The organism is Oceanobacillus luteolus (assembly GCF_042678205.1).
In the GTDB taxonomy this organism is placed as follows: domain Bacteria; phylum Bacillota; class Bacilli; order Bacillales; family Amphibacillaceae; genus Oceanobacillus; species Oceanobacillus luteolus.
The window spans coordinates 19,441-45,615 of record NZ_JBHUDE010000047.1 but is presented as its reverse complement, the minus strand read 5'-3'; the positions used below and the strand labels follow the sequence as shown (position 1 = coordinate 45,615).

The 26,175-nt window shown below is 37.8% G+C and carries 30 protein-coding genes and 1 other annotated feature; of the genes, 21 read left to right on the top strand and 9 right to left on the bottom strand.

What is annotated here, in order from left to right:
* Positions 1-564: 564 nt before the first annotated feature.
* The 4 genes from cbpB to ACFSBH_RS10895 all read left to right on the top strand — a co-directional run bounded on the left by cbpB (position 565) and on the right by ACFSBH_RS10895 (position 5,616).
* Positions 565-1,014, top strand: coding sequence for a cyclic-di-AMP-binding protein CbpB (gene cbpB / locus ACFSBH_RS10910; protein ID WP_251512523.1), 450 nt, complete (start codon positions 565-567; stop codon positions 1,012-1,014).
* Between the two features lie 155 nt (positions 1,015-1,169).
* Positions 1,170-2,921 carry an ABC transporter ATP-binding protein gene (locus tag ACFSBH_RS10905; protein WP_379597473.1) on the top strand — a complete coding sequence of 584 codons (1,752 nt, stop codon included), beginning with the start codon at positions 1,170-1,172 and terminating at the stop codon, positions 2,919-2,921.
* A gap of 14 nt (positions 2,922-2,935) precedes the next feature.
* The gene (locus tag ACFSBH_RS10900) at positions 2,936-4,771 is read left to right on the top strand and encodes an ABC transporter ATP-binding protein (protein WP_251512528.1); all 1,836 of its coding nucleotides are present in this window, start codon (positions 2,936-2,938) and stop codon (positions 4,769-4,771) included.
* Between the two features lie 182 nt (positions 4,772-4,953).
* Positions 4,954-5,616 (top strand): potassium channel family protein, encoded by a 663-nt coding sequence (locus ACFSBH_RS10895; RefSeq protein WP_251512530.1) that lies wholly within the window; start codon positions 4,954-4,956, stop codon positions 5,614-5,616.
* Positions 5,617-5,677: 61 nt separating this feature from the next.
* On the opposite strand, the gene rnjA is transcribed toward ACFSBH_RS10895, so the two are convergent.
* From rnjA to def, 3 genes are all read right to left on the bottom strand, one after another.
* Positions 5,678-7,345: a ribonuclease J1 gene (rnjA, locus tag ACFSBH_RS10890; protein ID WP_251512531.1), complete on the bottom strand. Its 1,668-nt coding sequence runs from the start codon at positions 7,343-7,345 to the stop codon at positions 5,678-5,680.
* 2 nt (positions 7,346-7,347) lie between these two features.
* On the bottom strand, positions 7,348-7,557 hold the full coding sequence (locus tag ACFSBH_RS10885; protein WP_251512532.1) for a DNA-dependent RNA polymerase subunit epsilon: 210 nt from the start codon (positions 7,555-7,557) through the stop codon (positions 7,348-7,350).
* 648 nt (positions 7,558-8,205) lie between these two features.
* Entirely contained in the window at positions 8,206-8,757 is a 552-nt protein-coding gene (gene def, locus ACFSBH_RS10880; RefSeq protein WP_251512533.1) for a peptide deformylase, read from the bottom strand.
* Positions 8,758-8,984: 227 nt separating this feature from the next.
* Here def and ACFSBH_RS10875 point away from each other — a divergent pair, with 227 nt between their 5' ends.
* From ACFSBH_RS10875 to ACFSBH_RS10840, 8 genes are all read left to right on the top strand, one after another.
* Positions 8,985-9,647, top strand: coding sequence for a YkyA family protein (locus tag ACFSBH_RS10875; protein ID WP_251512534.1), 663 nt, complete (start codon positions 8,985-8,987; stop codon positions 9,645-9,647).
* A 423-nt stretch (positions 9,648-10,070) separates the two neighbouring features.
* Positions 10,071-11,114, top strand: a complete 1,044-nt coding sequence (pdhA, locus tag ACFSBH_RS10870; protein ID WP_251512638.1) for a pyruvate dehydrogenase (acetyl-transferring) E1 component subunit alpha — start codon at positions 10,071-10,073, stop codon at positions 11,112-11,114.
* Between the two features lie 3 nt (positions 11,115-11,117).
* A complete protein-coding gene (locus ACFSBH_RS10865; RefSeq protein ID WP_251512535.1) occupies positions 11,118-12,095 on the top strand; it encodes an alpha-ketoacid dehydrogenase subunit beta in 978 nt (325 codons plus the stop codon).
* Positions 12,096-12,119: 24 nt separating this feature from the next.
* Positions 12,120-13,394: a dihydrolipoamide acetyltransferase family protein gene (locus ACFSBH_RS10860; RefSeq protein WP_379597468.1), complete on the top strand. Its 1,275-nt coding sequence runs from the start codon at positions 12,120-12,122 to the stop codon at positions 13,392-13,394.
* A 4-nt stretch (positions 13,395-13,398) separates the two neighbouring features.
* Positions 13,399-14,805 carry a dihydrolipoyl dehydrogenase gene (lpdA, locus tag ACFSBH_RS10855; protein ID WP_251512537.1) on the top strand — a complete coding sequence of 469 codons (1,407 nt, stop codon included), beginning with the start codon at positions 13,399-13,401 and terminating at the stop codon, positions 14,803-14,805.
* 137 nt (positions 14,806-14,942) lie between these two features.
* Positions 14,943-15,791, top strand: coding sequence for a polysaccharide deacetylase family protein (locus ACFSBH_RS10850; RefSeq protein ID WP_251512538.1), 849 nt, complete (start codon positions 14,943-14,945; stop codon positions 15,789-15,791).
* 45 nt (positions 15,792-15,836) lie between these two features.
* A complete protein-coding gene (locus ACFSBH_RS10845; RefSeq protein ID WP_251512539.1) occupies positions 15,837-16,802 on the top strand; it encodes an NAD(P)H-dependent flavin oxidoreductase in 966 nt (321 codons plus the stop codon).
* A gap of 2 nt (positions 16,803-16,804) precedes the next feature.
* On the top strand, positions 16,805-17,071 hold the full coding sequence (locus ACFSBH_RS10840; protein ID WP_251512540.1) for a UPF0223 family protein: 267 nt from the start codon (positions 16,805-16,807) through the stop codon (positions 17,069-17,071).
* Between the two features lie 27 nt (positions 17,072-17,098).
* Here ACFSBH_RS10840 and ACFSBH_RS10835 read toward each other — a convergent pair whose 3' ends face one another.
* The gene (locus ACFSBH_RS10835; RefSeq protein ID WP_251512541.1) at positions 17,099-17,716 is read right to left on the bottom strand and encodes a YktB family protein; all 618 of its coding nucleotides are present in this window, start codon (positions 17,714-17,716) and stop codon (positions 17,099-17,101) included.
* Between the two features lie 216 nt (positions 17,717-17,932).
* Between ACFSBH_RS10835 and ACFSBH_RS10830 the strand changes: the two genes are divergently transcribed.
* Positions 17,933-18,139, top strand: coding sequence for a hypothetical protein (locus ACFSBH_RS10830; protein WP_285853603.1), 207 nt, complete (start codon positions 17,933-17,935; stop codon positions 18,137-18,139).
* Between the two features lie 132 nt (positions 18,140-18,271).
* Complete coding sequence (locus ACFSBH_RS10825; protein WP_251512543.1) at positions 18,272-19,078, top strand: inositol monophosphatase family protein; 807 nt, start codon at positions 18,272-18,274, stop codon at positions 19,076-19,078.
* Positions 19,079-19,092: 14 nt separating this feature from the next.
* Here the strand turns inward: ACFSBH_RS10825 and ACFSBH_RS10820 are convergent, their stop codons facing one another.
* The gene (locus ACFSBH_RS10820; RefSeq protein WP_251512544.1) at positions 19,093-19,269 is read right to left on the bottom strand and encodes a DUF5325 family protein; all 177 of its coding nucleotides are present in this window, start codon (positions 19,267-19,269) and stop codon (positions 19,093-19,095) included.
* A gap of 222 nt (positions 19,270-19,491) precedes the next feature.
* Positions 19,492-19,621 (top strand) — a sequence feature (ribosomal protein L20 leader region).
* A gap of 57 nt (positions 19,622-19,678) precedes the next feature.
* On the opposite strand from ACFSBH_RS10820, the gene infC reads away from it, so the two are divergent.
* From infC to ACFSBH_RS10795, 5 genes are all read left to right on the top strand, one after another.
* Positions 19,679-20,194: a translation initiation factor IF-3 gene (infC, locus tag ACFSBH_RS10815; protein WP_349774326.1), complete on the top strand. Its 516-nt coding sequence runs from the start codon at positions 19,679-19,681 to the stop codon at positions 20,192-20,194.
* Between the two features lie 43 nt (positions 20,195-20,237).
* Positions 20,238-20,429, top strand: a complete 192-nt coding sequence (gene rpmI, locus ACFSBH_RS10810) for a 50S ribosomal protein L35 (RefSeq protein WP_251512546.1) — start codon at positions 20,238-20,240, stop codon at positions 20,427-20,429.
* A gap of 55 nt (positions 20,430-20,484) precedes the next feature.
* A complete protein-coding gene (rplT, locus tag ACFSBH_RS10805) occupies positions 20,485-20,844 on the top strand; it encodes a 50S ribosomal protein L20 (RefSeq protein ID WP_251512547.1) in 360 nt (119 codons plus the stop codon).
* A gap of 523 nt (positions 20,845-21,367) precedes the next feature.
* Entirely contained in the window at positions 21,368-21,640 is a 273-nt protein-coding gene (locus tag ACFSBH_RS10800) for a DUF1294 domain-containing protein (RefSeq protein ID WP_251512548.1), read from the top strand.
* 61 nt (positions 21,641-21,701) lie between these two features.
* Positions 21,702-22,298, top strand: a complete 597-nt coding sequence (locus ACFSBH_RS10795) for a TVP38/TMEM64 family protein (RefSeq protein WP_251512550.1) — start codon at positions 21,702-21,704, stop codon at positions 22,296-22,298.
* Between the two features lie 29 nt (positions 22,299-22,327).
* Here ACFSBH_RS10795 and ACFSBH_RS10790 read toward each other — a convergent pair whose 3' ends face one another.
* Positions 22,328-22,720, bottom strand: coding sequence for a sigma-w pathway protein ysdB (locus ACFSBH_RS10790; protein WP_251512551.1), 393 nt, complete (start codon positions 22,718-22,720; stop codon positions 22,328-22,330).
* Between the two features lie 109 nt (positions 22,721-22,829).
* Here ACFSBH_RS10790 and ACFSBH_RS10785 point away from each other — a divergent pair, with 109 nt between their 5' ends.
* A complete protein-coding gene (locus ACFSBH_RS10785) occupies positions 22,830-23,315 on the top strand; it encodes a dUTP diphosphatase (protein ID WP_251512552.1) in 486 nt (161 codons plus the stop codon).
* 80 nt (positions 23,316-23,395) lie between these two features.
* Positions 23,396-24,481, top strand: a complete 1,086-nt coding sequence (locus ACFSBH_RS10780) for a M42 family metallopeptidase (RefSeq protein ID WP_251512553.1) — start codon at positions 23,396-23,398, stop codon at positions 24,479-24,481.
* A gap of 44 nt (positions 24,482-24,525) precedes the next feature.
* On the opposite strand, the gene ACFSBH_RS10775 is transcribed toward ACFSBH_RS10780, so the two are convergent.
* The 3 genes from ACFSBH_RS10775 to sspI all read right to left on the bottom strand — a co-directional run bounded on the left by ACFSBH_RS10775 (position 24,526) and on the right by sspI (position 26,147).
* On the bottom strand, positions 24,526-25,149 hold the full coding sequence (locus ACFSBH_RS10775; RefSeq protein WP_251512554.1) for a lytic transglycosylase domain-containing protein: 624 nt from the start codon (positions 25,147-25,149) through the stop codon (positions 24,526-24,528).
* 115 nt (positions 25,150-25,264) lie between these two features.
* Positions 25,265-25,744 (bottom strand): DinB family protein, encoded by a 480-nt coding sequence (locus tag ACFSBH_RS10770; RefSeq protein WP_251512555.1) that lies wholly within the window; start codon positions 25,742-25,744, stop codon positions 25,265-25,267.
* A 178-nt stretch (positions 25,745-25,922) separates the two neighbouring features.
* Positions 25,923-26,147: a small acid-soluble spore protein SspI gene (gene sspI, locus ACFSBH_RS10765; protein ID WP_251512556.1), complete on the bottom strand. Its 225-nt coding sequence runs from the start codon at positions 26,145-26,147 to the stop codon at positions 25,923-25,925.
* Positions 26,148-26,175: the final 28 nt, after the last annotated feature.

Here is a 26,175-nt window from a genome sequence, read left to right as displayed (position 1 = left end):
ACGACAGGGTTGTAGAAGGAATGTATTCTAACTGGGGGACAGGGTATCCATTTTAATCTATTTGTTGATATATTTGAATTCAGCTTCAATATAAGTTTAATTATTCGTTAATTTGGGTATAGGAGAAAGTCAGTGTAATCCTTGCTTTGTATTTATATAAAGTAAATGCTTTGAGTAAAGTATTCTTGAAGTGAATCCCGATTTAAAAGAAATACTTTTGGTAAAAATAGCCTTCACCATCATTAATAGGTATAATGATCATTGGGAAACTTGTACTATAGTCTAATTTACTACACGTTAGCTTAATTGGTACATATGCTCATAGTATAAGGGAATTTTTTTGATTAAATAATTGTTGTCCGTGCAAATGTCCGTTGATTTGCACATCTCCACGATCCAGACTTCGTAATACCCATCACTTCTGTTACAATAGTTATAGATGACTGCTTAAAAAATAATAAATGGAATGAAATGGCAAGTTAATTTGTATCATACAAAGGACAAGATATAGGAAGCAACCCGATTAAAAATTTCGTTGTTTATTTTAATAAGGGGGTAATGTTGTTGAGTACTATGCAAGAAAGAGAAATACAGAATATCCTAGTAGAAGAATTAATGATCTCTTCAGAAAAGGTAGCTCACGTTCAACTAAACAATCCTTTAGAACATGCGTTGCTTGTATTGGTTAAATCAGGATACGCTGCAGTACCTGTACTGGATTCATCGTATAAGTTAGTTGGTATTATTGGAAAGACAGTAATTTTAAATGAGATATTGGGCCTCGAGCGCTTTGAAATTGAAAAGCTTTCTGATATGCGTGTACATGAAGTTATGAAGAGCGATATCCCTCGTATTACCAAGGAACATACATTATTGGATGGTCTAAATGCATTAATTGATCATGCATTTGTTTGTGTAGTCGATGAGGATGGCTACTTTGACGGAATATTAACTCGCAGAGCAATTTTAAAAGAGTTAAAGAAAGATTATTATATTAAAAATTACAAAAAATGAGTAGGTGTCCCTAACAGGACTTTTGTGAGACATAGGATTAATCCTATGTCTCATTTTTATTTTAAAAAATTTACCATAAAAATGAATTTATTATAGCTATTTATTTCGGTTTCCGTTATATTAATATATACTGATAATTTTGAAGGGGGAATTAAATGAAAACTTTTGAACGATTAAAAGAATTCTATTGGCCTCATAAACACTACTTTCTGTGGTCATTATTCTTCTTAATCATCCTTACCTGTATCACCGTTGCTTATCCGATTATTTTACAAATAACTATTGATGAAGTTGTCATGCAAAATCAATATGAACTAATTATATATATTTCATTTATTTTTTTCGGTTTAATGTTAATTAAAGGAATCTCCACATTTTCATTTCAATATTTGAGTGAGCTGTTTGGCATGACGTCGGTTTATCATTTGCGGAATGCTTTGTACAATAAACTGCAGGCTTTATCCTTTAAATACTACGATAATTCAAAGACAGGGGATATCATGTCGAGAATGACGGCGGATGTAGAAGGTTTTCGTTTCTTCTTATCTGCAGGATTTGCGGAGTTGATCCGAATCATTCTTTTAATAGGAGTCAGTTTAAGTGTTATGTTTTATTACTCCATTCCGCTTGCAGTTGTAACGATGCTAGCGATGCCTTTCCTAGGGATGATTGTCTTTAGGTTTGATAAACAAGTCCACCCTGCCTTCCGAAGTGTAAGAAAATCTTTTGGAAAATTGAATACAAGAGTGCAGGAGAATATTAGTGGAATGAATACCGTTAAGTCACTATCACGTGAAGACTTTGAGATTGGAAGATTTTCTTCTAGCAATGATGACTACCGACAGAATTACTTGAATACGGCTAAGTTATGGGCTAAATACTTTCCGTTAATGGAGTTTATCGGAAATATCGCAGTGGTGTCTCTGTTAGGTTTTGGTGGATATCTTGTCATCACAGAACGGTTGGCTTTAGGAGAGTTAGTCGCATTCTTCAGTCTTGTTTGGTATATACTTGGACCACTTATGAACCTTGGCTTCGTTGTGAATATGTTCTCGCAAGCTAAAGCGTCTGGAGAACGATTAATTGAAATTTTAGATAGAGAAGAGGACATCCTGGAAAATGAGCATGCCATTGATCGTCCAATTAAAGGCCATGTGACATTTAAAAATGTAACACTCCAATATGTAGAAGATGACGATGCAGCTTTAAAAAATATCAGTTTTGATGCTCCCCCTGGGAAAGTCATCGGATTGATTGGTGCTACAGGTTCCGGAAAAACAAGTATTACACAGCTGATCACTAGGTTCTACGAAGCAGAAGCTGGAGAAGTGCTTGTTGATGGTCTGCATGTTTCTGACTATAAACTTAAAACACTTCGGAGTCATATTGGTTTTGTTCTTCAGGAACCGTTTTTATTTTCCACATCAATACGTGAAAATATTGCTTATGGAAGGCCAGAAGTGACAGATGAACAAGTGCTTGCTGCTGCCAAACGTGCGCAAGCCCATGATTTTATTATGAAATTACCAAAGGGATACGATACGTTATTGGGAGAAAGAGGGATGGGGTTGTCTGGTGGTCAAAAGCAACGCATTGCTATTGCCCGTGCACTCTGTATCGACCCAAGCATATTAATCCTTGATGATGCCACTTCGGCTGTAGATATGGAAACTGAATTTAAGATCCAATCAGCTTTAAAAGAAGTGATGAACGGCAGAACATCATTTATCATTGCACACCGTATTTCATCCATTAAACATGCAGATGAGATATTAGTATTGGATAAGGGGGAAATAAAAGAACGTGGTAATCATGCTGAGTTATTGGAATTGAATGGAATCTATCGAAGAATATATGATATCCAATACCAAGATCGGGAAGAAATTATGGAAACTGTAAGTCATTAGGAGGAGGGGAAAAGATGTCCAACGCGAAAGTTGAGAAAAAGAGTTATTTAACTCGGTTTCATTACACGGTGGAACAGGTAATAGAAAAGCCTTTCAACTGGAAGCAGATGTTAAGGTTATTAACTTATCTAAAGCCATATTCGAAAAGCTATCTGCCGGCCGCAATCATCGCAATGCTTGTTTCGATGATTGTTCGTCTAACAGTTCCCGTATTAATTGGTAAAGTGGCGATAGATATTGCCATCTTTAATAAAGATACGAGTTTGTTGACTTGGCTCGTTGTGCTGATAGGTGTCTTATATGTATTAAACTATGTTGCAAATACTCTCCGAATTAGGTGGGTAAACAAACTTGGACAAAATGTCATTTATGATCTGCGGCATCATTTGTTCTCTCATGTACAACGGCTTTCGCATCGATTTTTCGATAATCGTTCAGCGGGATCCATACTAGTAAGAATTTTAAATGATATCAACTCTTTGCAGGAGCTGTTCACAAGTGGAATTATTAATTTATTAATGGATACACTTACGCTTGTTGGTATCATGGTCATCTTGTTTGTATTGAGTCCACAATTGGCTATTGCTGTTTTAATTGTAGTGCCAATTATGTTTTATATCTCAACAAGACTTAGAAGAAACATCCGACGTTCTTGGCAAGAAGTGCGTATTAATCAATCCAGAATGAACTCTCACCTAAATGAGGGGATACAAGGGATGAGAATAACCCAGTCCTTTTCTCAGGAAAATGAAAATGCAGAGTTCTTTGATGGAGTGAATAAAGGTTACTTTCATAGTTTTAGAAATGCAGCGAAGAAAAGTGCTTATTTCCGTCCATTTGTTGATATCAGCGATGCAGTAGGTACGATTATTTTAATTGCATTTGGTTCATATCTCATCTTGAAAGGTGAAGAAAACGGTGGGATTGCCATTGGGACTTTTGTGACCTTTGCTACTTTCACAGGAATGTTTTGGGAGCCCATTTCACGGTTAGGCCAAATGTATACTCAACTGTTGATGGCGATGGCATCGTCGGAGAGGATTTTTGAATTCCTTGATGAACAACCAAATGTCAAGGAAAAAAAGAATGCTCACCGTTTTGATGAAATGGAGGGACATATTGTTTTTGATAAGGTGCAATTTTCTTATGACAATGACCGGATTGCCCTCCATGATATATCGTTAAATATTAAAGCCGGTGAAACTATCGCGTTAGTGGGGCATACCGGTAGCGGGAAATCCACCATTGCGAATTTAATCAGCCGTTTTTATGATCCGACAAAAGGCTCGGTAAAGATTGATGGCAAGAATCTCTTAGATGTGGAGCTGGCAAGCTTACGAGAAAAAATTAGTGTCGTGTTACAGGATACATTTATCTTCTCGGGAACAATCATGGAAAATATTCGGTTCGGCCGGCCTAATGCAAGCGACGATGAAGTTATGGAAGCTGCTAAAGTTGTTGGTGCAGATGATTTTATAAAGCGGCTTTCCAATGGTTATTTTACAGAAGTAGAAGAGCGGGGGAACATTCTCTCAGCTGGAGAGCGTCAATTGTTATCTTTTGCAAGGGCGTTACTCGCCAATCCGCGTATCATTATATTAGATGAGGCAACAGCAAGTATTGATACCGAATCGGAAATAAAGATACAAAAAGCTTTGAAACGATTATTGAAGGGAAGAACATCCATCATCATCGCACATAGACTTTCCACGATCCGTGAAGCAGATAAAATTTTTGTGCTCGAAAATGGTAAAATATTAGAAAGTGGCAACCATCGATCTTTACTTGATAAAAAAGGCAAGTACTATGAATTAGTAAAATCCCAATTTACTATGCTTGATGCTAAATAGAGAAGGCGGGTGATTTCAAAATGAAATTACCCGTCTTTACTATTTTAAAAAATTTATTGTTATACGACCCAATATCCACTATTCACTAAATCAGCAGTTTGTTAAAAGTGAATCTATAATTATTTTGTTATTCGTCGCTTAAAAAGATATACTATTTTACATAAGATTCTGGAGGGATAGAGATGAGTAAAGATTTTGCGGTAATTGGTCTTGGGAGGTTCGGTGGTAGCATTTGTCGTGAGTTGAGCAAAGAAGGAAAACAAGTACTTGCGATCGATAGTGATGAAATGAAAGTAAATGAATTTAAAAATATTGTCTCTCACGCAGTCATCCTTGACTCAACCGATGAAGAGTCATTAAAGGAAATCGGCATTCAAAATTTTGAACATGTGATTGTTGCCATTGGAGAAAACCTTCAAGCAAGTATTTTGACAACAGTAATATTAACAGATTTAGGAGTAGAGAGAATAACCGTTAAGGCACAAAATGATTATCATGAAAAAATCTTGAGGAAACTTGGTGTCAATCGTATTGTCCATCCGGAGAGGGAAATGGGAAGAAGAATTGCTCACAATGTTATTTCCAACAATATCTTAGATTATCTCGATTTATCCGATGACCATAGTATTGTAGAAGTAAAAGCAGGAGTTAAAATGATAGGAAAGTCGTTACTGGAGTTAAATATACGCGCGAAGTATGGTTGCAATGTCGTTGCAATCAAAAGAGGGGAAGAGATTGAAGTCACGCCTAACCCGGAATATATTTTTGCACATGGAGATGTCCTCCTAGTAGTTGGAAAGGATAAAGACATCAATCGATTTGAAAGAAATCTTATTATTGATTAAATCAAAAAGCATTAGAAGTCAAAAATGACTACTAATGCTTTATTTGAATGCTTTATTTGAATTAAACTTCCATGATAATCGGCAATACCATAGGACGACGTTTTGTACGTTCGTATAAGAACGGTGCAATTGTATCTGTAATTTCATTCTTAATTTCGGACCATTGCGTCGTTTTCCGTTCCATTACCTTTGTTAGATGTTGTGTAACCAGTTCTTGAGCTTCTTTTATCAAGTCCTCGGACTCACGCATATATACGAAGCCGCGAGAAATAATATCAGGCCCAGCGGCAATCTTAAATTCTTTCATATTTATACTTACAACAACAATAACGAGTCCTTCTTCAGAAAGAATGCGGCGATCTCTAAGAACGATATTCCCGATGTCGCCAATTCCGCTGCCATCAATATAAATAGTGCCAGCAGGAATTTTTCCTGCTACCTCTGCTGTATCTTTGCCGAGCGCTAAAACATCCCCGTTATCGAGGGTAAAGCAGTTATCTAGTTCAACATCACAGTCAACTGCAAGTTTCACATGCTCCTTCAACATACGGTATTCACCGTGAATCGGCATGAAGTACTTAGGCTTCATTAAGCGAAGCATAAGTTTTTGTTCATCTTGGCTACCGTGTCCAGAGGTATGGACGTTGCTTAATTGTCCGTGTATTACTTCTGCTCCTGCACGGTAAAGTTTATTAATGATTCGGCCAACACTAATTGTATTTCCAGGGATTGGAGAAGAAGAAAATACAACTGTGTCACCAGGTATCAATTGGACTTGTTTGTGTGTACCATTCGCAATTCTAGAAAGTGCCGCCATCGCTTCCCCTTGGGATCCTGTACACAAGATGGTTACTTCATTAGCGGGAAGACGGTTAATTTGATTACTATCAACGAAGGTCTCTTTTGGTGCTTGAATATATCCAAGCTCCAGCCCTAAATTAATGGCATTTTCCATACTGCGGCCAAAAACAGCTACTTTTCTGTTGTGTTTCACAGCTGAATCAATGACTTGGCTCAATCGGAAAATATTCGAGGCAAAGGTAGCGAATATTAAACGCCCATCAACTCGGCTGAAAATATCGTTGATACTTTCACCAACGACTTTCTCAGACATGGTAAACCCTGGAACCTCACTGTTTGTACTATCTGATAACAAGCAAAGTACGCCTTCTTTACCTATTTCAGCCATTTTCGTAAGGTTAGCATGCTCTCCTACTGGAGTAAAGTCGAATTTATAATCTCCAGTATGGACAATATTCCCTGGAGGGGTTTTTACTACAATACCATAGGAATCAGGAATACTATGGGTAGTACGGAAAAAGCTTACAGAAGTTTTACGGAATTTAATAACATCATCTTCTTGAATCGTAATTAGCTTGGCATTTCTAAGCAAACCATGCTCTTCCAATTTGTTTCTTATCAAACCTAGAGCTAGTTTACCTCCATAAATCGGCACATTTATTTCACGCAACAAATAAGGGATTCCACCAATATGATCCTCATGTCCGTGTGTTATGAATAATCCTTTGATTTTATCTTGGTTTTGTACTAAATACGTATAGTCTGGAATGACATAATCAATCCCAAGAAGCTCGTCCTCTGGGAATTTAATTCCAGCATCGATGATAATGATTTCATCTTGAAATTGGACCGCATACGTATTTTTACCAATTTCACCGAGTCCGCCTAATGCAAAGACTGCGGTTTGGTCATTTTTAACAAACTTCATAATCAGACATTCTCCAATTTAAATTTCTCGGATTGTTTTTCATAATTTAGATGTGCCTCATCTAGTTCTTGGATGTATTCAATATTGTAATTTCGATCTTTTAGTTTATTGCGGACCTCTCGTACAGAGTCTGCTTCAATATATAAACTTTGTGTGCGTTCACGTACAGGTACTTCGTCTTCAAGTTCCTGATACAGTACTTTATATATCATATGATCTCTCCTAACAGTTTTTTTATTTCTTGGCGTTTCAAATAAGACATGCTGGGCGCACGGTTTTCGTGCGCTTAGCATGTACAAGTGATGTTATTTATCCTCCTGAATATTCCGTAGCATGCAAGAAGACTCTAGTTGATTCGGCTATAGAAATACAATTCTATTTATAAGTTGTAGGTACACGTCCTTTTTGACCTATAAAATCTTTCCAACGTTTCTTCAGCTTTTCTCTAAGGCGCTTTAACATGTTGACACACGTCTCCTTTCAAAAATTAAGAAAAGCAGCAAAAACATTTTTCCGATCCAATCCTCTTAAGTATATTATAGTACGAATGAGCAAAATTTGAAATGAAAATAGAGAAATAAAATTAAACGAGTTCTATTTTTCTTTATTATTTAACAGGAAAACCTTGGTATTGTTAAGTAAAATATTGGTTTCCTTTACGTTTGCTGCTTGCTAATTGTAGTTGTATTTTTTACCATTCACTATAATTTATGCATGAGCGCAAGGTAGTTTGCTTATGACTAATAAATGAAATTTGACTAGTGTAAGGGAGATTTCCAGGGAACGGTCTTTAATTTATCATGGGTGAAGATGATGAAACTGATCATCGATAAATTTTGTCAGAATAAAAAACCACTTGATTAATCAAGTGGTTTGGCGTTATCAGGGATATGAAATGGGTTTTCTTTATTAATATGATCATAGAACATGATTCCATTTAGATGATCAATTTCATGTTGAAAAACAATTGCTAAATAACCTTTTAATCGTAGTTTTACTGGATTATTGTCCATGTCGAAAGCTTTTACAGTAATTCTTGAGTATCGAGGAACATATCCTTCAATTTCACGGTCAACCGAAAGACAACCTTCACCTGTAGGTAAGAATGTCTTTTCTACGGAATGAGAGACGATTTTTGGGTTAACAAGTGCATATTCATGTACTTTCTCATTTTCATCTACGTAATAGACTGTGAACATCTGTTTTTCGACACCGAGTTGTGGCGCGGCGAGCCCTACACCTGCTCGTAATTTATATTTTTTTGCTATCTCTTCGTCCTGGCTATTTCTTAAGAAAGTAAGCATATCTTTCAAAAGTTGTTTTTCTTCTTCAGTAATAGGAATGTCGACTTGTTGAGCGACTTTTGTCAAGGAAGGGTGACCTTCACGAACAATATCCTTCATTGTAATCATATTTATTACTCCTTACTTTATTTTTTTCACGTACAACCAGAGGCACTTTGACCTTGAATTAGTCTGGTTGTTATAAACTATTTCTTGCTCTATCTTATCATATATGAAATAGTTATAGCATATCTTTTCTACTATATGGAATGTTTGAGTTTGGGCCTATCGAATTTAAGAGGCTTTATGATATACTCATTCCATAATTACGTTATGACTTTAGGAGGTAACAGTGGATGTCACGGAATAAAGTTTTACTTACAATTGGACTCTTCTTGATTATATTATCAGCGTGTAGTGGTGGAAGAGTAGAAGAACAAATACATTCCCATTTAGAGGAAACGGTCGTATTAGAACAGGAGTTTGAAGCTCAACAAAGTGATATCACGGAACTGGAAAAGCAGGAACAAGAAATCTATGCTCAAGTTATTGATTTAAGTATGGAAGAATTTGATGAGATTACCGAACTTTCACAGGAAGCGATTAAGATTATAGAGGAACGCAGTGAAAAAATTGACGCTGAACGAGAAAGTATTGTCAGTGCGAGAGAAGAGTTCGAGCAGATTGAAGGCCTCCTTGAAGATATTGAAGCAGAGAACGTACGAACTAAAGGGGAAGAAATGTATCAAACGATGGTTGCACGATATGACATTTATGACGAATTGTATGAAGCATATAAGGAATCCCTCAAACTAGAAAATGAACTTTATACGATGCTCCAAGAAGAAGGAGTAGAGCAACAGGAATTAAATGATCATATTGAGATGGTTAATGAAACATATGGAAAGATTTTGGACGCCAATGATGAATTTAATGAGCTGACGATAGAATACAATAACTTAAAGCAAGAATTCTATGAAGAGGCTGGTATAGAAGTAACCTTTGAAGGGGAAGATTAATAAGGACTTTATGCAATAAATATTTATTGCATAAAGTCCTTTTTGTTTAACAATTCTCCATAAATGGTATGGAGAGGTAAGGAGTGTTTTATCTGTACTAGTTATTATCGACTTTCTGTCATGAAACAGATACAGAAAAGAACGGTGTGTTACAACAGTAAAGAATGGTTAGGCTTACATGTTATATAATTCGCCTGAGTTAAAGTGTTTGACCTAAATGCGATTATGAGCTAGTATTTAGTAGTACACAGTTTGTACCAGTATTTTTTAGCGAAACTATATAACAGTTTCAAAAAAGGAGAACTGTGAAATAATATGGAAGAAGCAAATGGAAGTTCCCTGCTTCCAATCATAATAATCTATTTATAAGGAGAGGTGACCACCTTGAAACATGTATTAAAAGATGTGGAAAGCAAATTTGAAATGTTCCAGATTCTAAATGAAGATGGTGAAGTTGTTAATAAAGAGTTTATGCCGGATCTATCCGATGATGAGTTAAGAGAATTAATGCGTCGTATGGTATATACAAGAATTCTAGACCAACGTTCCATCGCTCTAAACCGTCAAGGAAGACTAGGTTTCTACGCACCAACGGCAGGACAAGAAGCTTCACAGTTAGGAAGTCATTTTGCTATTGAGAAAGAGGACTTCATCCTACCTGGCTACCGTGATGTGCCACAGCTAATTTGGCAAGGTCTGCCATTGTATCAAGCTTTCTTATTCTCTAAAGGACATTTTCATGGAAACCAATATACAGAGGAACTGCAAGCATTTGCTCCTCAAATTATTATCGGTGCACAATATGTACAAGCAGCCGGTGTTGCTTTAGGTATGAAGCTTCGTGGTAAGAAGAATGTTGCAATTACTTATACTGGTGATGGTGGAACATCTCAAGGGGATTTCTATGAAGGAATCAACTTTGCAGGTGCTTACCAAGCTCCGGCAATTTTCATCGTGCAGAATAACCGATTTGCTATTTCTGTACCAGTTGAAAAGCAAACTGCTGCAAAAACACTAGCACAGAAAGCTGTTGCTGCAGGAATTGAAGGTATTCAAGTTGATGGTATGGACGTGCTTGCAGTTTATGCGGCGACGAAGGATGCTCGTGATCGCGCAGTTAACGGTGAAGGTCCAACATTAATCGAGACAATGACCTATCGTTTCGGTCCACATACGATGTCAGGGGACGACCCGACTCGCTACCGTTCAGACGATCTTGATAAAGAATGGGAAAAGAAAGACCCACTTGTACGTTTCCGTAAATTCCTTGAAGGGAAAAAATTATGGAGCGAAGAAGATGAAAATAGAGTAATCGAAGAAGCGAAAGAGGATATTAAAGAAGCAATCAAGAAAGCTGACCAATATCCAAAACAAAAAGTTACTGATTTTATTAATTATATGAATGAAGAGCTCCCACTTAACTTACAGGAGCAGCTGAAAGAATATGAAGCAAAGGAGTCGAAATAAATCATGGCGCAAATGACAATGATTCAAGCAATTACAGATGCAATGCGTACTGAACTGAAAAATGATCCAAACGTACTTGTTTTCGGTGAAGACGTTGGACAAAATGGTGGAGTTTTCCGAGCGACAGAAGGTCTTCAAGCTGAGTTTGGAGAAGAGCGTGTATTTGACACCCCACTGGCTGAATCAGGTATCGGGGGGCTTGCAATTGGACTTGCCACTCAAGGATATCGTCCAGTCCCTGAAATTCAATTTTTCGGCTTCCTTTTTGAAGTAATGGATTCCATAGCTGGTCAGATGTCAAGAACACGTTTCCGTTCAGGTGGCACACATCACTCACCAATTACGGTTCGCGCTCCATTCGGTGGCGGTGTTCGTACACCAGAACTTCATGCGGACTCGTTAGAAGGATTGGTTGCACAGACACCAGGTCTTAAAGTTGTAATCCCATCTACTCCATATGAAGCAAAAGGGTTATTGATTTCTGCAATTCGTGATAATGATCCAGTTGTTTTCTTGGAGCATATGAAACTTTATCGTTCCTTCCGTGAAGAAGTACCAGAGGAAGAATATACGATTCCAATAGGAAAAGCAGCTGTGAAAAGAGAAGGTAAGGATGTTACATTGATTGCATACGGTGCAATGGTACATGCTGCCCTGAAAGCGGCGGATGAACTTGCCGAAGATGGAATTGAAGCTGAGGTTATCGATCTTCGTACAGTATCTCCGGTAGATTATGAGACAATCATCACTTCCGTTGAGAAGACAAATCGTGTAGTCGTTATACAAGAAGCGCAACGTCAAGCTGGAGTAGCAGCGGCTGTTGCGGCAGAAATCCAAGAAAGAGCTATTCTGCATTTAGAAGCGCCAGTGTTGCGTGTAACTGCACCAGACACTGTCTACCCATTTGCAGAAGCAGAAGAAGTATGGTTGCCAAACCATAAAGACATCGTTGAAAAAGTAAATCAAGTAATCAACTTCTAAAATTCGTACAGGAGGTAAAATAGTATGGCATTTGAATTTAAATTTCCAGACATCGGTGAAGGTATAGCTGAAGGCGAGATTGTCAAGTGGTTCGTTGCTGAAGGCGATGAAGTGAAAGAAGACGATGTTCTCGTTGAAGTGCAAAATGATAAAGCGGTAGTTGAAATTCCTTCTCCAGTAGATGGCACAATCAAAAAAATATATGTTCAAGAAGGGGAAGTAGCAAACGTAGGTAATGTGTTTGTTACGATTGACGCAGAAGGTTATGAGTCGGATGAAAGTGATGAAACTGAAGCGTCTAAAGAACCGGAAGAACAGAAAGAAGAAGTTCAAGAGAAGAAAGAAGCACAGTCAGCTGACAACCAAGAAGATAGCGAGACAAATCGTGTCATTGCTATGCCTTCTGTAAGGAAATATGCTCGTGAAAAAGAAGTTAATATTAAGGAAGTAACAGGAACAGGAAAAAATGGCCGAATTCTTAAAGAGGATATTGACGCTTTCTTAAGTGGTGATACTCAACCTGAGGCAGTAACTGAAGAAAAAGTTGAAGAAACTGTAACAACAGCTGAAAAAGAAATCGTTGCACCACAAGGAGCATATCCAGAAACTCGTGAAAAAATGTCATCCATCCGAAAAGCAATTGCTAAAGCAATGGTCAATTCGAAAACAAAAGCACCACATGTTACGTTAATGGACGAAATCGATGTTACAGAACTTGTTGCGCATCGTAAGAAATTCAAAGCTATTGCTGCGGAACAAGATGTGAAACTAACTTATCTTCCATATGTAGTGAAAGCATTGATTTCTGCGTCTAAAAAATATCCGATTATTAATTCTTCAATCGATGAAGAGACGGATGAAATTGTCCAGAAGCATTACTATAACATTGGAATTGCTGCAGACACGGACAGAGGATTACTCGTACCTGTTGTTAAGGATGCAGACAGAAAATCTATCTTTGAAATCTCAGCAGAAATCAACTCCTTGGCAGAAAAAGCTAGAGATGGTAAACTGAAACCTGAAGAGATGTCAGGAGCCTCAAACACGATTTCGAATATTGGTTCTGCTGGTGGTCAATGGTTCACACCAGTACTCAACTATCCTGAGGCGGTAATTTTAGGAATTGGTAGAATTGCTGAGAAGCCAATTGTCCGTAATGGAGAAGTTGTTGTTGCTCCAGTACTTGCGTTATCTTTAAGCTTTGATCATCGTATCGTTGATGGTGCAACCGCACAACTTGCAATGAACCAAATTAAACGGGTACTACATGATCCACAATTAATAATGATGGAGGCGTAAGAATATGGTAGTAGGAGATTTTCCAGTAGAAGTAGACACACTTGTTGTAGGAGCTGGTCCTGGAGGATACGTTGCTGCAATCCGTGCTGCACAGCTTGGTCAAAAAGTAACTATCGTTGACAAAGGTGCTTTAGGCGGAGTTTGCTTGAACGTAGGATGTATTCCTTCTAAAGCTTTAATTTCTGCAGGACATAAAGCTGCAGAAGCCCAAGGGATTGATGAACTTGGTATAAAAGCAGAGAATGTTTCCGTTGATTTCTCCAAAGTTCAAGAATGGAAAGATTCTATCGTAAATAAACTTACTTCCGGTGTTGAAGGCTTACTGAAAGGTAATAAGGTGGACATCGTAAGTGGCGAAGCTTACTTCGTAGATGCCAATACTGCTAAAGTAATGGATGATAAAAGCTCGCAGACTTATAAATTCAAAAACTGTATTATCGCGACTGGTTCAAGTCCAATCGAAATCCCGAGCTTTAAGTTTTCTGAGCGTGTTTTAGATTCAACAGGTGCTCTGAATTTGAAAGAAGTTCCTGAGAAGCTTGTTGTTATTGGCGGCGGGTACGTTGGAAGTGAACTCGGATCTGTGTATGCGAATTTTGGTACTGAAGTAACTTTCCTAGAAGGAACGAAAGATATTCTAGGTGGATTCGAAAAACAAATGACACAACTTGTGAAGAAACGCCTTAAGAAAAAAGGTGCAACAATTGTTACAGAAGCGATGGCAAAAGGTGTAGAGGAAACAAAAAATGGTGTGAAAGTAACGTATGAAGTTAAAGGTAAGGAAGAAACTGTTGAAGCTGATTACGTACTTGTCACTGTGGGACGCAGACCAAACACTTCAGAAATCGGCTTAGAACAAGTTGGTATTGAACTTGACGATAGAGGTCTTATCAAGACTGACAAACAATGCCGTACTTCTGTTGATAATATCTACGCAATCGGTGATGTTACAGCAGGACCTCAGCTTGCCCACAAAGCTTCTTATGAAGGTAAAATTGCAGCAGAAGCAATCAGCGGTGAGAAATCTGAGATTGACTATATCGGTATTCCAGCAGTTGCCTTTACAGATCCAGAGCTAGCGACAGTTGGTTTGACTGAACAAGAAGCAAAAGATAAAGGATACAAAGTTAAAGTAGGTAAATTCCCATTCGGCGCAAATGGACGTGCTCTATCACTAGGCAGCACGGATGGTTTCTTGAAACTGATCACACGTGAAGAAGATGGACTTGTACTTGGCGGTCAAATCGCTGGTCCTAATGCGAGTGACATGATTTCAGAAATCGCCCTTGCTGTTGAGGCCGGCATGACTGCAGAAGACATTGCGCTAACGATTCACCCACACCCAACATTAGGTGAAATCACAATGGAAGCAGCAGAAGTTGCGCTCGGAAAACCAATTCATATGTTATAAAATAGTTTTTAAAATGGTGGCTATATATATTAGCCGCCATTTTTTTATGACAGTTTAGTAGTTTGATATGGCTTTTCATTGTCATCATATTTTATCACTACTATAATTGAAGCAAATAGACACCAGGAGGATGCAAAATGAGAAAATTCATCATCATCACACTTATTGCAATGCTTTTTATCTCAGCGTGTAACGGTGAAAATGAGCAAGAGGAAACAGTTAAAAATAGTTCTAAGGAGCATGAGTCGGAAGAACAGGAAGAGGAGATGCCGGCTGAGGACGCTGTTCAGGGTACTGAGGGTGCATCAATAGACCCGGAATATTATATTTCAGATGATGCGACAGTCGTCCCTATAACAAAAGATGTCAATGAAAAAGTTGTACTTTTAACGTTTGATGATGGGCCTCACACCTATTCATTGGAAATAGCTGAAACTTTGAAGAAGTTGGATGCCAATGCAATATTCTTTGTAAATGGACATTATCTTGATACTCCAGAAGAGGAGGAAGCACTGAAACAACTTCACGAAATGGGGTTTTTAATAGGAAACCATACATATAATCATCCATTACTAACAGATATTTCAGAGGATGAGCAGCGTGAAGAAATCGTAAAACTAAGTGATCGAGTTGAAGAAATCATCGGGGAGAGACCTAAATTTTTCCGGGCACCAAATGGAATGAATACAGATTTTTCCGAGCAAGTTGCAGCTGAAGAAGAAATGGTGTTGATGAATTGGACTTACGGTTATGATTATTTTCAACCCTATATGGATGCCGATAAACTGGCAGAAGCCATGATAACAGGGGAAGGCCCTGAAGTTGGTGTTTCGTATTCTTTATTAAAGCCTGGAGCAAATTTATTGATGCACGATCGGGAGTGGACAAATGAAGCGCTTGAGCGAATTGTAAACGGGCTTCGAGAACAAGGCTATGAAATTGTGGATCCGAATCTCATTAGGTTGTTAAATGAGGAAAGTGAATGATTTCAATTTGTTAACATTTTAATACAGAGAAAGGGGAAAGTGAAGATGGTTTTTGAAACAAGAGTAACAAAACTGCTTGATATTAAGTACCCGATTATACAAGGAGGGCTGGCTTACCTAGCGTATGCTGATTTGGCTGCAGCAGTATCCAATGCAGGAGGGCTCGGTCAAATAACTGCGATGACTCTTCCTTCACCTGATGCGTTGAGGAAAGAAGTCAGGAAAGTAAGAACCTTGACAGACAAGCCGTTTGGAGTAAATTATGCGATAGGACAACATGGCAGACCGTTTGAAGAGATGGTGAATGTAGCTATAGAGGAACAGGTCCCTGCTATATCTGTTACAGGCGGGAATCCTAAAGGTGTACTTGACATGGTCCAAGGGCATAATATAAAGAAACTTGTGCTTGTTGCTGCTCGGAGACAAGCGGTAAAGGCAGAAGAGTTAGGGGCAGATGCCGTCATGGTCGTTGGTCAAGATGGAGGTGGACATTTGGGGCGAAGTGATGTTGGTACCCTTGTTCTTACTCCACAGGTAGTTGACTCTGTTTCCATACCTGTTATCGCCTCTGGAGGTATCGCAGATGGTAGAGGACTTATGGCTGCTTTCAGTTTGGGAGCAGAAGGAATAGAAATGGGAACGCGTTTTATTGCGACTAAAGAATGTCATGCACATGATAATTATAAACAAGCAATACTTGATGCTGATGAAAATAGTACGACTGTAATTAAGCGTTCCATTGGTGCGCCTGCCCGTGCTTTAATAGGACCATGGACAGATAAAATATTAGAAATAGAAGAAAAAAATCTTGGTTATGAGTCGTTAAAAGATTACATTAGCGGAAAATTCAATCAGAAATATATTCTTGAAGGAAACGATGCTGAAGGATTTGGTTGGGCAGGCCAGTCTGTTGCGAGAATCAATGAAATCCTTCCAGTCGAAGAATTAATTCAAATGATTATTCGAGAGGCAAATCAAATACGCGAAAAATGGGCTAAAGTTGAGGTGTAAAAATGAGTTATTCTTATCCTTTCGATGAATCCTGGTCTAAACAGGAAATCATCGATGTTGTTAATTTCTTTTCTTTAATTGAGAAGGCTTATGAACATCAGGTGTCGAGGGAAGATTTGTTGACGGTTTACCGCCGTTTTAAAGAAATCGTTCCATCGAAAAGTGAGGAAAAGCAGTTGTTTGCTGAGTTCAATAAATCCTCAGGCTACACACCATATCAAGTGATAAAGAAAGCAAGAGATTCTCAAAGTAAAACGATAAAAATGTAAAAGGGAAGCTGAATGCAGTTTCCCTTTTTAACGTTCTTTTAATGCCAATTGGTATAGTGGTATCAAATCGTCGTACGTTGACTTTACCGTATCTAATAGCTTCTCTCCATCTTTTATTCGCGCATCATCTTTATCCAAATTCCTTCCAATCAGGAACTCTGCTTTCTTCACATCACGAAAACGTTCTAGGTGTGAGTAATCTAAATCGCTCAGCGGGATGGAGTCTTTTTTCATGTGATCAAGGGATATTACAAAGTCTTCCGGAAGACTTTTGATGACGTCAAATTGTTCGATGAAAGCCTCTGCTATTTTACTTTTGTTTGGTAATTCGTAAATAAGTGCAAGCCAAATAAATAGGCGATCATCAAACAGACCAACTTGAAAATGCGGATGTTTTTTATAACCTCTCTTATTATCGCAGATAGCAAGCCAAGTATCGTTTGGTGGATTTACCGTTCTTCGGGCATGTTTCGCTATATGTAAATAAACTTCATTACCTAATTTCATGGAAAGGTCATCAGCAAGTTCTGTACCAATTTCTTGGAACTTTGGTTGAATTCTAGTTTGTATTGCTTCCATTCTTGCATCAAGACCATCTATTAAAAACGTATCGAAATCTTCTTTATTAAACCCCGTGAATTTCATTCTATCCATCCTTTCTACTAATTTATAATAATTATTATTAAGCTAATATGTTCATTTGTCAACGGATAGGCACTAAGTAAGAGTTCCATTTATGTTTAAATGGGCTTCATTTTGGGTAAAGCTATTTCTAAGAAGATAGCTAAAAAATAGACGAACTTCCTTCAAAAATATTCATAAACTAAAGTAAAGTCATACGTTAGCACTTAGAAAGGTGTGATGAAGGTGAAATATCTAATGCAGGCAATTGAAAAACAAGAAGCAAAATTAAAGTTACCGGTCATTCGAATGGAAATAGATTACGAACTAATGAATCTTTATGATGCCATGCAAGCGGAAGATAAGACGGGAATCATCAAGGCCAAACAACGACTTAGCGAACTGCGTCATCAATTAATTGAAATTACTGAGGATGAAGATGAGTAACTGCTAATAGGACTTCGTATTTATTCGGGTATCGGGTCACGATGGTCTAATAAATGCGAAGTCCTTTTGCTGTAAATATAATCCAATGTTTTGGTACAATTATATAAGTGGCACTAAATGGGGGAATAATAGATGATAGACGACAAAAGAAACAGTATATATCTCAATGCTAGAGCGTGGGTTTTGGAAGCGGGACAACAGATTAGAAACCAAATTAATGAGCCGAGGATCATTGGGACAAAGTCAAACCCTAATGATCTTGTGACAGAGATGGATAAACAAATTGAGGCCTTTCTGGTTGGGAAGATTAAAGAAACATATCCTGAACACTGTATTATCGGGGAAGAGGGTTATGGTGATGAATTAACTTCATTGGAAGGCACGGTTTGGATCATTGACCCAATTGACGGGACAATGAACTTTGTCCATCAACGGAAAAATTTCGCCATCTCAGTTGGTGTTTTTCAGGATGGTGTAGGTGAAATTGGGTTAATATATGATGTGATGTCTGATGTGCTCTATCATGCGAAGCGCTCAGAAGGTGCTTACAAAAATGAGGAAAAGCTTTCGGCTCTAAATGAGGATTTGAAGTTTGAAGAATCGTTGTTAGGTATGAACCATTATTTCCTCTGTCAAAATCGTATGGTGGATGAGGGAGTCATGCAACAGCTCATTCGTGCTGTGCGAGGAAGTAGGACATATGGATCTGCTGCATTGGAATTCGCATATGTAGCAGAAGGAATTATTGATGGATACTTATCAATGCGTTTGGCACCTTGGGATATCGCTGCAGGCATTGTGATTGTAAATGAGGTTGGCGGAATTTCAACAAACCTTGATGGTAAACCACTAAATTTACTAGAAATTAATAGTTTATTGACATGCAATCCACAAATTCAAGAGCAGTTGCTCACCTATATTAAGAAAGGAAGAAAGTGACTGTTCGGGTTCAGTCACTTTCGTTTTCTTTTTAATGAAATTCCATACCCCATCAATGCAAAACCGAGCAGAAGAAATAGGATAATCAACCAGATATTCCGCAAGGCAATTGCAAATCCTACTCCAAAGAACATAGCAACAACTAATAATGCTAATAAAAATAAAGGCCAATTGATTTCTTTCATATTCATACCATCCACCTCGATTTATCTAACATTTGTAGTATATAGTAAACTATTAAAATCTTCAAAGATAAGGAAGATAGCAGTTTGCATGTTAGAATGACCTATGATAAGATGGACAAGTAGCTAAAGGTGGTTGAACATAGCGCTTTATTGAATTTCAAATTGGAATGTTGACATGTTTATCTATCCGTGCTATACTTTAAAAGTTGAATCAATTTAATATGATCTGAAGACAAGTAGAAGCACCCGCTTCTCACCTGATCGACGCCGATGTGCAGTTGACTGGTTCCTGATAAGTTTGTTCTTAAATGATGGGGAGACGTGTGGGTGCATTGTGTACCGACACTTTTTTTATGTGAGTAATAATATATTGTCTAAATGATCAGTAACAAAAATTATTTGGAGGTGGCTAGAGATTAGCAAAGATAATTTAGTTAATGAGAGGATTCGCGCTAGAGAGGTGCGTCTAATCGATTCCAATGGTGATCAACTTGGTGTTAAGTCGCATAAAGAGGCGATGCAAATAGCCCAAACGAGAAATCTGGATTTAGTGTTAGTGGCTCCGAATGCGAAACCGCCAGTTGCCCGAATCATGGATTATGGAAAATTCCGTTTCGAAATGCAGAAGAGGGAAAAGGAAGCACGTAAAAAACAGAAAGTCATTAATGTGAAAGAAGTGCGCCTTACACCTGGAATTGGTGACCATGATTTTGAAACAAAACTAAAAAATGCTAGAAAATTTATTGAAAAAGGCGATAAAGTCAAGGTTGCAGTTCGCTTCCGAGGTAGAGCAATCACTCATAAAGAGTTAGGACGTGAAGTTCTCGACCGCTTTGCTGAAGAAGTAAAAGATATTGCAACAGTTGAGCAAAAGCCTAAAATGGAAGGCCGTAATATGTTTATGATGGTTGCCCCATTAAGCGAAAAATAATCACAGCAATAACTGTTTAATTTTACTTTAGGAGGAATTTAGCATGCCAAAGATGAAAACCCACAAAGGGTCACAAAAACGTTTTAAGAGAACTGGATCTGGAAAAATTAAAAGATCTCATGCATATACAAGTCACTTATTTGCGAACAAATCTCAAAAACAAAAACGTAAACTACGTAAAGGTGCAATGGTTTCTGCAGGAGACCAACGTCGCATCGACTCCATGATTCCTTAAGTTGTGGAGAAACTGAAATAAATCGGATTAGAATTGTACTAGGAGGGAATTTAAAATGGCACGTGTAAAAGGTGGAACAGTAACACGTAAGCGTCGTAAACGCGTACTTAAATTAGCAAAAGGTTATTATGGTTCAAAAGGTAATTTATTTAAAGTTGCAAAACAACAAGTAATGAAATCAGGTCAATATGCATATCGTGACCGCAGACAGAAAAAACGTGATTTCCGTAAATTATGGATCGCACGTATTAACGCTGCTGCACGTATGAACGATATTTCATATAGCAAATTAATGCACGGTCTAAAATTAGCTGGCATTGATATTAACCGTAAAATGCTTTCTGAACTTGCAATCAGTGACGCACAAGCATTTACACAACTAACTGATAAAGCTAAAGAAGCTCTAAGCAAATAATTCAAAGGTCAAGTTCCATTTAATTGGAATTTGACCTTTTTTAATTAGGATATTTATGATGTTGATACANTCGCTTTTCGCGGGCGGCTGGGAAGCCTCCTCGCGAGCAAGCTCGCTGCGGGGTCTCGCCTGGCCTTTACTCCCGCAGGAGTCTCGAGGTATTTGGACTGCTCCATGCTATACGTTTTTTAAGCTCAGCGGATTTTGTTTAATAAAAATGACTGTCTACTTCCGTGAAATTTAAATAAACCACTATGAGTTATTCAATAAATTGGAACCATGATCCAAATATGTTTTCACTGGAAGCAGCCCCCGATACACCGAAGACTCCTTCGGGAGGATAGTCATCGATGAGACCCCGCAGAGCGATAGCCCGAGGAGGCTCATCAGCCGCCTTAGGATGCGCGAAGGTGTATCGGGGGATGCGAGCCTCGGGAAGAAAGTGTCTTCAATCTATTTAAATATTATCTTAAGTAATTTGTTTATGATAAACTAAGAAAATAACAGAAAAAGGAGCTTTATGATGAATGATTCGATTCTTTTATTTGTGATTGCTGTAAATGTGTTTACGTTATTCCTAATGAGGATAGATAAACAAAAAGCAATAAAAGGACAGTATCGGATCCCGGAGAGGACATTCTTTTTATTATCCTTTTTAGGTGGAGCCATCGGTACTTTTTTAGGGATGAAACTATTTCGACATAAAACAAAACATAAGAGATTCACAATTGGTATACCGGTCTTAATTATTTGGAATGCTTTTGCATTTATCTACATAATCAGCAATGTGGCATAATCTAGACAGAGTCCGTCATATAGATAAGTATCAAATTGAATACGAAGGAAGGAGGAGAGGCATGGAGGCGTTGGGAGCGAATCTTCTCACCTATGTGGAAATTGGAGGTTTATTCGCACCGCTGTTATTTATTTGCTTTCATTTGCTGAGGCCGTTATTTTTCATTCCCGTCGTGTTCATTTGTATATCTGGCGGGGTTATTTTTGGACCTGTTGCCGGCAGTTTGTACTCATTGGTAGGTATTACATTATCAAGTATCTTGTTTTATGGAATGTATACGAAAATGCCAAAAGCAATGCAAAGAATCCTTCGGTTGAAACAGCGTATTATCGGTGAAAATAAAGCGTTCACCAGGTCACAAATTATCTTGCTGCGATTAGTGCCATTTATTCATTTTCATTTATTATCCCTTTGCCTAATAGAGATTTCATCCAGTTTTAGAGATTACACAAAAGCCTCCGTATTATCAAATATCCCCTTAGCATTTGTCTACACATCCATTGGTGGAACGATATCTAATTTATCTCCATACATGATTACCGCATTATTGGCCCTGTTATTACTGTTCCTTTATTTATTGCGTAGAAGAGAAATTATTATTAAATGGCAAGACTTTTTCTCTATAGAAAATGCAAAACACACATCAATCAAAGCTTGATGTGTGTTTTTTTCATATGGAGACTTGCACTAATCTATCGGTGTCAGGACTAGCTTGCTGATCGGATGCTTCCATTCAATTTTTGCATATGGATACCGGATAAGTAATTCATTTTCTAAGAAATACAAATCTTCTCTCGTGATTCCATTTAACTCAATAGAATTAGACACAGTAATATGGATATTAGTCACTTCAAAAGAGTTTTCTGCAACTCCTACATATTTTTCTCCTTCAAACGCGCAGCCTTTATATACGAAGCGTAGATTTTTTTTACTATTGCCCTGTTCATCATAAAGATAAAATTGTTTTAAATCCTTCGCAATCCGCATTTTTCTTTCTGGACTTCTTAGGTATTCAACCCATGTATAAACAAGGAGAATAATTGCAAGCAGAATAAGAATACGAAATAATAGTACAAGCATGTGTGATCGTCTCCTTACTTGTTATCTAGTTCCACTACGAATTAGGGGATAGAAAGGTTTCACTTTTATAAAAAAAACATGCTACAATGATAAAAATGAGGTGTATATAATGAACTGGGAAAAACTTTATTCCATGCAGAAAGAACTTGATACTTACATACTTGAAAATCATGATTTAAGAGATAGGGACTTATTTAATGAAAAGTACTTAGCATTTCTTGTTGAGTTAGGTGAACTTGCCAATGAAACGCGCTGTTTTAAGTATTGGAGTACAAAAAAATCTAGTGAAAGACAAGAAATTCTTGCAGAATACGTGGATGGTATTCACTTTTTATTATCTATCGGTTTAGATACTGGTTACCAGATTAAACAACTGGATTCAAAGGGTAAAGAAAATACAGCTACAGAACAGTTTAATGAGGTGTTTTCGATTGGGGCATTGTTTAAACAACAGCCTACCTTCCAAAACTATGAAAATTTATTCGAGGAATATATTAACCTTGGAGAAGTCCTCGGATTTACAAAGAGAGAAGTATATGAAGCGTATGTCAAAAAGAATGAAATTAACTTTGAACGACAAGACAAAGGTTACTAATATAAAAATTTTTTCATTTTTGATATTTCTCTGATATAGGTTTATACTAGTGGAGGATTAAGAAGAGAGGATGTACAATTATGGCAAAATTAGATGAGACATTGACGATGTTGAAAGATTTGACAGATGCTAATGGAATTCCTGGTAATGAAAGAGAAGTGCGGGAAGTCTTTGAAAAGTATATTACTCCTTATGCAGATGAAGTGACAACAGATAACCTAGGTAGTTCTATTGCGAAAAAAGTAGGCGATGAAAATGGACCTAAAATAATGGTCGCGGGTCACTTGGATGAAATTGGGTTTATGGTAACACGTATTGATGACAAAGGGTTTGTATATTTCCAAACGGTTGGTGGCTGGTGGAATCAAGTAATGCTTGCCCAACGGGTGACAATCATGGGCTCGAAAGGGAATGTTACAGGTGTCATCGGCTCTAAACCACCTCATGTACTTTCGCCGGAAGCTCGTAAAAAACCATATGAAATCAAAAATATGTTCATTGATATTGGAGCTTCAAGTAAGGAAGAAGCAGAAGAGTTCGGTGTATTACCAGGACAATCAGTCGTACCATACTTCGAGTTCACTCCATTAAAAAATGAGAAGATGTTAATGGCTAAAGCTTGGGATAACCGGATAGGTTTGGCGATTGCGATTGAGGTTTTAAAACAACTTAAAGATGTTGATCATCCTAACGTAGTTTATGGAGTAGGTACAATTCAGGAAGAGGTTGGTCTCCGCGGTGCGAGAACTTCTGCTCACCAAATTGAACCGGATATCGGATTCGGAGTCGATGTAGGGATTGCTGGTGATACACCTGGTATTTCTTCTCACGAAGCGGATAGTAAACTAGGTAAAGGCCCGCAAATCGTTCTTTATGATGCTTCTATGGTTTCCCATAAAGGCTTACGTGATTTAGTTGTAAAAACAGCGGATGAAAATGAGATTCCATATCAGTACACATCGATTGCTGGTGGAGGGACAGATTCAGGTGCAATCCACTTAACAGCAAATGGAGTACCATCATTGTCTATTACAGTGGCAACTCGTTATATCCATTCCCATGCTGGTATTCTGCACCGGGATGATTTTGAAAATGCGGTTAAATTAATCGTGGAAGTAATTAAAAAGCTTGATAGAGATACGGTAAAAGAGTTAATTTTAGCATAAAACAAGTAGAAAAAGCAAGGTGGTTCAGCACCTTGCTTTTTCTACTATGCTAAATAACTATTCATAACCTTTGATACATAATTTCTTGTTTCTGAAAATGGCGGTATACCTTGATATTTATCGACATTTCCTGGTCCGGCATTATAGGCGGCAAGAGCCAGCTCAATATTTTGATTATAGCGATTAAGCATCTGTCTTAAATATTTGGTTCCCCCAAGAATATTCTCACGAGGATCAAATGAATTCACAACACCTAATCCTCGAGCGGTGGTGGGCATCAACTGCATTAAACCTTGAGCTCCAGAAGAACTTGTCGCGTTAGGATTGAAGCTGGATTCCGCTTTAATCACACTGTATATGAGGCTTTTATCGACCTTATACTTTTCACTGGCTTCATTAATATAATCGTCAAAATCAGTTGATTTTTGAGTGCTCACTTGAGTCGGATAGTAGGTTGGCTGGATATAATTCAACTGCATGGGCTTCATAGTAGTGTTTTGCGTCATGCTTGAATGATTCATTATATTAGCTTGGTTAATCTTTTCTTGAAGCAGTTGTTTAAAAGCAAGTTCTGCAAACGAAGCTGTGGACTTTGTCCTGGAAGGACTTGAAGTCATTGTTTGTAATACTTGGAACTGCATAACCTGTTGTAAATCTCTGATTTCCATGAGAGTCATCCCTACCTTTTCTACTAACCATTTTACTAGTTATTAGAAAGAAGTTCAATGCTTCGTGACAAAAGCCTTACAGAAATAAGTCTGTAAGGCTTTATTTTAAATGAATCTATTTTCCTAAATCTTCTTTTGTCGGTCCCATGACTCCCGGAACTTTAAGTCCTGCTTGGCGGAGCAGTACCGTCATTTGCCCACGATGGTGAGTTTGATGGTCTATTAACGTCCGAAGTATTTCTCCTCGAGCAGTCGGTCTTCCGTGTTGGTCTACTTCTTCAATCAGACTTGCATCGTTAAACTCTTTCCTTACAAGCTCGCTTAATTCACTGCTGACCGCTTGATAGCCGTTTACAATTTCGCTGGCAGTTGCTGGAACGCTCTGTCCATTATCTGGATTCGTAAGATCTAGTTTTAAAAGACCCGCAAAGTAAACTGGTGCAGTAGTGAGATGCCATCCGAGCCAGCCTAGAGTATTATGACCTTCTACAATCGCTTGATTCAACGATTCGTCTGTCATAGCCTCCAATACTTTTAATGTCCCATTACTTGCCGATGTCCAATCATTAATAAAGTCGTCTACTTTTCTGTACATATAAATAACCCCTTTCGTTTTTTTGTTGATTTACCACCAGTTTATCATGAATATTTCATATGTTGAAATCCAAGAAATTAAAAAAACTAACAATCATTGATTTTCTCAATAATTGTTAGCTTTTATTCCTTGTCAAGGAAATGTACAGTAAGATTTGCTCATTATATGGTTTCTCACTTTACCCTTGTGCAGCTGCTTCTTTTACTCCAGACTCTAAGCTTTCTACCATTTCTTGTTTCATCTCTTCGTCAGCTTGTTGCCAAATTAATTCGAACAACACACCTAATCCAGGGAGCATTTTTTCTTCTCCATTTTGGATGGCATCAACAATTGTAGCTTCCAGCTGAGATTGGTCATTTGTAGAAATGTTGCTGAGTATCGCTTTTCGTAAATTTAAATCCATAAAATTTTCCTCCTTGATTCGTAATCAT

Excerpts from the sequence above, each read along its gene's own strand:
- ACFSBH_RS10905 (WP_379597473.1), top strand. The coding sequence starts at position 1,170 with ATGAAAACTTTTGAACGATTAAAAGAATTCTATTGGCCTCATAAACAC.
- ACFSBH_RS10900 (WP_251512528.1), top strand. The coding sequence starts at position 2,936 with ATGTCCAACGCGAAAGTTGAGAAAAAGAGTTATTTAACTCGGTTTCAT.
- ACFSBH_RS10895 (WP_251512530.1), top strand. The coding sequence starts at position 4,954 with ATGAGTAAAGATTTTGCGGTAATTGGTCTTGGGAGGTTCGGTGGTAGC.
- rnjA (WP_251512531.1), bottom strand. The coding sequence starts at position 7,345 with ATGAAGTTTGTTAAAAATGACCAAACCGCAGTCTTTGCATTAGGCGGA.
- ACFSBH_RS10885 (WP_251512532.1), bottom strand. The coding sequence starts at position 7,557 with ATGATATATAAAGTACTGTATCAGGAACTTGAAGACGAAGTACCTGTA.
- def (WP_251512533.1), bottom strand. The coding sequence starts at position 8,757 with ATGATTACAATGAAGGATATTGTTCGTGAAGGTCACCCTTCCTTGACA.
- ACFSBH_RS10875 (WP_251512534.1), top strand. The coding sequence starts at position 8,985 with ATGTCACGGAATAAAGTTTTACTTACAATTGGACTCTTCTTGATTATA.
- pdhA (WP_251512638.1), top strand. The coding sequence starts at position 10,071 with ATGTTCCAGATTCTAAATGAAGATGGTGAAGTTGTTAATAAAGAGTTT.
- ACFSBH_RS10865 (WP_251512535.1), top strand. The coding sequence starts at position 11,118 with ATGGCGCAAATGACAATGATTCAAGCAATTACAGATGCAATGCGTACT.
- ACFSBH_RS10860 (WP_379597468.1), top strand. The coding sequence starts at position 12,120 with ATGGCATTTGAATTTAAATTTCCAGACATCGGTGAAGGTATAGCTGAA.
- lpdA (WP_251512537.1), top strand. The coding sequence starts at position 13,399 with ATGGTAGTAGGAGATTTTCCAGTAGAAGTAGACACACTTGTTGTAGGA.
- ACFSBH_RS10850 (WP_251512538.1), top strand. The coding sequence starts at position 14,943 with ATGAGAAAATTCATCATCATCACACTTATTGCAATGCTTTTTATCTCA.
- ACFSBH_RS10845 (WP_251512539.1), top strand. The coding sequence starts at position 15,837 with ATGGTTTTTGAAACAAGAGTAACAAAACTGCTTGATATTAAGTACCCG.
- ACFSBH_RS10840 (WP_251512540.1), top strand. The coding sequence starts at position 16,805 with ATGAGTTATTCTTATCCTTTCGATGAATCCTGGTCTAAACAGGAAATC.
- ACFSBH_RS10835 (WP_251512541.1), bottom strand. The coding sequence starts at position 17,716 with ATGAAATTCACGGGGTTTAATAAAGAAGATTTCGATACGTTTTTAATA.
- ACFSBH_RS10830 (WP_285853603.1), top strand. The coding sequence starts at position 17,933 with ATGAAGGTGAAATATCTAATGCAGGCAATTGAAAAACAAGAAGCAAAA.
- ACFSBH_RS10825 (WP_251512543.1), top strand. The coding sequence starts at position 18,272 with ATGATAGACGACAAAAGAAACAGTATATATCTCAATGCTAGAGCGTGG.
- ACFSBH_RS10820 (WP_251512544.1), bottom strand. The coding sequence starts at position 19,269 with ATGAATATGAAAGAAATCAATTGGCCTTTATTTTTATTAGCATTATTA.
- rpmI (WP_251512546.1), top strand. The coding sequence starts at position 20,238 with ATGCCAAAGATGAAAACCCACAAAGGGTCACAAAAACGTTTTAAGAGA.
- rplT (WP_251512547.1), top strand. The coding sequence starts at position 20,485 with ATGGCACGTGTAAAAGGTGGAACAGTAACACGTAAGCGTCGTAAACGC.
- ACFSBH_RS10800 (WP_251512548.1), top strand. The coding sequence starts at position 21,368 with ATGAATGATTCGATTCTTTTATTTGTGATTGCTGTAAATGTGTTTACG.
- ACFSBH_RS10795 (WP_251512550.1), top strand. The coding sequence starts at position 21,702 with ATGGAGGCGTTGGGAGCGAATCTTCTCACCTATGTGGAAATTGGAGGT.
- ACFSBH_RS10790 (WP_251512551.1), bottom strand. The coding sequence starts at position 22,720 with ATGCTTGTACTATTATTTCGTATTCTTATTCTGCTTGCAATTATTCTC.
- ACFSBH_RS10785 (WP_251512552.1), top strand. The coding sequence starts at position 22,830 with ATGAACTGGGAAAAACTTTATTCCATGCAGAAAGAACTTGATACTTAC.
- ACFSBH_RS10780 (WP_251512553.1), top strand. The coding sequence starts at position 23,396 with ATGGCAAAATTAGATGAGACATTGACGATGTTGAAAGATTTGACAGAT.
- ACFSBH_RS10775 (WP_251512554.1), bottom strand. The coding sequence starts at position 25,149 with ATGGAAATCAGAGATTTACAACAGGTTATGCAGTTCCAAGTATTACAA.
- ACFSBH_RS10770 (WP_251512555.1), bottom strand. The coding sequence starts at position 25,744 with ATGTACAGAAAAGTAGACGACTTTATTAATGATTGGACATCGGCAAGT.
- sspI (WP_251512556.1), bottom strand. The coding sequence starts at position 26,147 with ATGGATTTAAATTTACGAAAAGCGATACTCAGCAACATTTCTACAAAT.